The organism is Protofrankia sp. Cr1 (genome assembly GCF_963555865.1).
Taxonomy (GTDB): domain Bacteria; phylum Actinomycetota; class Actinomycetes; order Frankiales; family Frankiaceae; genus Protofrankia.
The window spans coordinates 17,659-21,445 of record NZ_CAUVXO010000049.1; the positions used below are offsets into that span (position 1 = coordinate 17,659).

Below are 3,787 nucleotides of genomic sequence, written 5' to 3' on the forward strand. Positions count from 1 at the left end.
TCGAGGCTGATGAAGAACAGGACGTACAGCCGGCTGAACGTGACGGTGTCCACGGTGAGGAAGTCGCAGGCCAGCACGCCGGCGGTGTGGGTGAGGACGTGGCGCACCGTCACCGCGTCCTTCCCGTTGGCGCCGAACTCCGGGATGATGTCGGCCACGTGCTCGTCGAGGTCGAGCAGCCCGTCGTCGAGCAGCTTCCACACCGTGCCGGCGACGACCGAGCGCCCGACCGACTGAAGGATGTAGCGCGACTCGGGGGTGACGTCGCCGTAGGTCACGAAGGCGACGAGCTCGCCCTCGTGCGCGACGGCGACCTGCGCCGACGGCAGCGGGCCGTGCTCGACCTCGAGTCGGATACGCCGCAGGAACCCATCGAGCCGAGCGGGGTTGAGCGTGTACCGTGCCAGAAGTCGTTTTGGGTCGTTTACCTACGGTTTCGCCGTCGGCCGTGATGGTGGATGATCGTGGTCTATGGTGGTGCGGCTGATGTATCTGGTCATGATCCGGGTGTTCGGCTGGCTCGTCCTGCTGGCTCGCAGCGACGCGGCGACGACGACGGAGCTACTCGTGTTGCGCCACGAGGTCGCGGTGCTACGCCGCCAGGTCAGACAGCCCCGGTTCACCTGGCCAGACCGCGCGATCCTGGCCGCGCTGGCCCGGCTCCTGCCCCGCGAGGTCCGGTCGCATCGGCTGGTCACCCCGGCGACGCTGCTGGCCTGGCACCGCCGCCTGGCCAGCCGACGGTGGAGCTATCCACACCGGACCGGTCGCCCGCCGGTGGATGAGGAGCTGCGGACGTTGGTGATCCGCCTCGCCCGGGACAACCCGACCTGGGGCCACCGCCGCATCCAAGGCGAACTCCTCGGCCTGGGCCATCAGATCGGTGCAGGCACCGTACGGCGGATCCTCGGCCGTGCGGGTCTCGGCCCGGCGCCACGCCGCCATGCCGACACCACCTGGCGCACCTTCCTACACGCCCAGGCCAGCGGCCTGCTCGCCACCGACTTCTTCCACCTCGACACGATCGCCCTGCGCAGGCTGTACGTGCTGTTCGTGATCGAGATCCAGACGCGTCGCGTCCACATCCTCGGAGTCACCGCCCACCCGACCGGCGCCTGGGTCACCCATCAAGCACGCCACCTGGCCATGGACCTGGACGGACAGCTGGCTACGTGCGGGTATCTGATCCGCGACCGCGACACGAAATACACGCAAGCGTTCGACGACGTCTTCGCGTCCGAAGGCATCCAGGTCGTGCGCACGCCGCCGCGGACGCCGCAGGCGAACTGCTACGCGGAACGGTTCATCCGCTCTGTCCGCCAGGAGTGCACGGACAAGATCCTGCTCTACGGCGACCGCCACGCCACCGCTGTGCTCGACGCATACGCCCGCCACTTCAACGACCACCGCCCCCACCAGGGACGAGACCAGCGACCACCGAACCACGACCCGGCCACCGTCACGCCACTCGCAGGCCCAATCCGCCGCCGCAAGATCCTCGGAGGCGTGATCAACGAGTACCACCGCGCCGCCTGACCGAGGCGCGAAACCCCAGGCCACAGCCCCGAATCGAGTTCTGGCACGCTACAGGCCGCCTTCACCGAGGTGACCCGGCCGTCCACCGTCGATGGCCAGCACGCCCCCCGGGCTACGTTTCGGCAAGACCTTCGAGCGGGTTCACCCCCGGCCTCGCATGCTCGACCCCCGACTGCCTCCCGCGCTGTCCCAACGCAGTCCGCTGGCCACCGCGTGGCGCCACCTGAACCGCGCGCTCGACGTTTTCGTGGCCGACGGGCTGGCCGCCGCTTGATCGCACAACGTGCTCTGACCGTGAACCCCATGCCGGGCAAGCAAAGCTAGCCACGCAGGAAGGCGAGCAGGTCAGCGTTGACCTGGTCCTGGAGCGTGGCGGTAAGGCCGTGCGGCGCGCCTGGGTAGTAGATTTCCTTCGCGCCCTTGATGAGTCGGGCCGATTTCCTGGCCGAGTCCTTGACAGGAACGATCTGGTCGTCTTCTCCGTGCATGACCAGGGTCGGGACGTCAAAATTCTCGAGGTCGCTGGTGAAGTCGGTCTCAGAGAACGCCTTGATGCTCTCGTAGGCGTTTCTAAGCCCGGCCTGCATGCTCCAGAGCCAGAACTGGTCCAGCACGCCCTTGGAGACCTTGGCCCCAGGCCGGTTCGCGCCGTAGAACTGCAGGGCAAGATCCTGGTAGAACTGCGCGCGGTCCTGGAACAGGGCCGCGCGCAGGCCGTCGAAGACCTCGATCGGCAGGCCTTCCGGGTTCGCGTCGGTCTTGAGCAGGAGCGGTGGTACCGCGGAGATCAGGACGGCCCGCGAGACGCGTCCGGTTCCGTGCCGTCCGATATACCGCGTCACCTCGCCGCCGCCGGTGGAATGGCCTACCAGCGTGGCGTCGCGCAGGTCGAGAACCTCGATCACGGCCGCGAGATCGTCAGCGTAGCCGTCCATGTCGTTCCCTGACCCGGCCTGGCTGGATCGGCCGTGGCCGCGCCGGTCGTGTGCCACCACCCGGAAGCCGTTCTGCGTCAGGAACTGCATCTGCCCGTCCCACGCGTCGGCGTTCAGCGGCCAGCCGTGCGAGAACGTGACGACCGGGCCAGCGCCCCAGTCCTTGTAATAGATCTCGGTGCCGTCATTTGTCCTGATTGTACTCATTGCCCCGATCTCCTCTCCCCGATGAGCTGGTTAAAGTTTGAGACGTGCCCCGCTTCGCGAGGCCGTAGGCCTGGTTACCCTTGGTTTGGCAGGCCTACGTTCTTGCTGTGGGTCAGGACGTTGCGAAGCTCCCGGCGGAGGGTACGGCCAGCTTCGGCTCCGGAGCTGACGGCCGATACGGAGGCACTGGCTGCAGCTCGTCAGCGGCGGGCGCCAACGAGCAGAAATCAAGGGATTCCCGAGGTTGAGGGCTAGGGCATATCGAGTGTCGGCGAGCGCGGCCATGCGATCCTCGGGCTGGCCAGCTTCAACGCGCAGCCGTTGTGGTCGGCCATCCTGACTGCGGCCTCTTGATCAGGCGCCAGCGAGCGGCGTCTGCTCCTTGGTCGCTCGCAGCAGCAGGGGTAGTGGTCACCGCGCTATCGGGTCCCAGCCGCGCAGGTGCCTGACGGACTGGCGGTACTCCCACTCGATGGCGTCCTTGAGCAGGTGAGCCAGCCGCCCGCCGGTGGTGGTACCGGCGATGTCGGCGACCCCGCGGCGGGTCCCGACCGAGACGACGAACCCCTTGTCATGGAAGGTGAACGCCTCCCGCGGCCCGCCCTCCAGCTCCGCGTCCAGGTTGCGGGCCACCGTCTCGCCCTCCTCCAGCGCCACCTGCGCCAGCGGCGGCAGCACATGCCCCGTGCGCGGATCGGTCACCGAGGCCAGGTCGCCGGCGACGTAGATCTCCGGATGGTCCAGCACGCGCAGGTACTGGTCGACCTTGACGCGGCCGTTGTGGCCGGTAGGCAAACCCGAATCGACAACAAGCTCGGGTGCTTTCACCCCACCTGCCCAGACGAACACGCCGCCCTCCACCAGCTGGCCGTCCTTGAGTCGGAAGCCCTCCTCGGTCGCTGCGGCGATCGCCGCGTTGGTGCGGACCTGCACGCCCAGGTCAGAAAGAATTCTGGTGGTCTTGTCGATCAGCTGCGGTGAGGAGCCAGCCAGGATGGTGGGGCCTGCCTCGACAAGCAGCACGGCGGGCCGGTCAGGCGCCAGGCCGTGGCCGCTGGCCACCTCGGGCAGCACCTCGGCCACCTCGCCGGCCAGCTCGACCCCGGTGG

The 3,787-nt window shown here is 68.1% G+C and carries 5 protein-coding genes; 2 read left to right on the forward strand and 3 right to left on the reverse strand.

Annotation, left to right across the window (positions count from 1 at the left end; genetic code table 11):
* The coding region (locus U9980_RS07080; protein ID WP_322767202.1) for a serine hydrolase domain-containing protein at window positions 1–407 on the reverse strand (407 nt) is incomplete at its 3' end.
* A 64-nt stretch (window positions 408–471) separates the two neighbouring features.
* On the opposite strand from U9980_RS07080, the gene U9980_RS07085 reads away from it, so the two are divergent.
* A complete protein-coding gene (locus U9980_RS07085; RefSeq protein ID WP_322767198.1) occupies window positions 472–1,536 on the forward strand; it encodes an integrase core domain-containing protein in 1,065 nt (354 codons plus the stop codon).
* Window positions 1,537–1,627: 91 nt separating this feature from the next.
* Window positions 1,628–1,810 (forward strand): hypothetical protein, encoded by a 183-nt coding sequence (locus U9980_RS07090; protein WP_322767199.1) that lies wholly within the window; start codon window positions 1,628–1,630, stop codon window positions 1,808–1,810.
* A gap of 46 nt (window positions 1,811–1,856) precedes the next feature.
* On the opposite strand, the gene U9980_RS07095 is transcribed toward U9980_RS07090, so the two are convergent.
* Together U9980_RS07095 and U9980_RS07100 are read right to left on the reverse strand one after the other, a co-directional pair.
* The gene (locus U9980_RS07095; protein ID WP_322767200.1) at window positions 1,857–2,678 is read right to left on the reverse strand and encodes an alpha/beta hydrolase; all 822 of its coding nucleotides are present in this window, start codon (window positions 2,676–2,678) and stop codon (window positions 1,857–1,859) included.
* Window positions 2,679–3,089: 411 nt separating this feature from the next.
* A partial coding sequence (locus U9980_RS07100) for an NAD(P)/FAD-dependent oxidoreductase (RefSeq protein ID WP_322767201.1) occupies window positions 3,090–3,787 on the reverse strand: 698 nt, incomplete at its 5' end.

Excerpts from the sequence above, each read along its gene's own strand:
- U9980_RS07085 (WP_322767198.1), top strand. The coding sequence starts at position 472 with ATGGTGGTGCGGCTGATGTATCTGGTCATGATCCGGGTGTTCGGCTGG.
- U9980_RS07090 (WP_322767199.1), top strand. The coding sequence starts at position 1,628 with ATGGCCAGCACGCCCCCCGGGCTACGTTTCGGCAAGACCTTCGAGCGG.
- U9980_RS07095 (WP_322767200.1), bottom strand. The coding sequence starts at position 2,678 with ATGAGTACAATCAGGACAAATGACGGCACCGAGATCTATTACAAGGAC.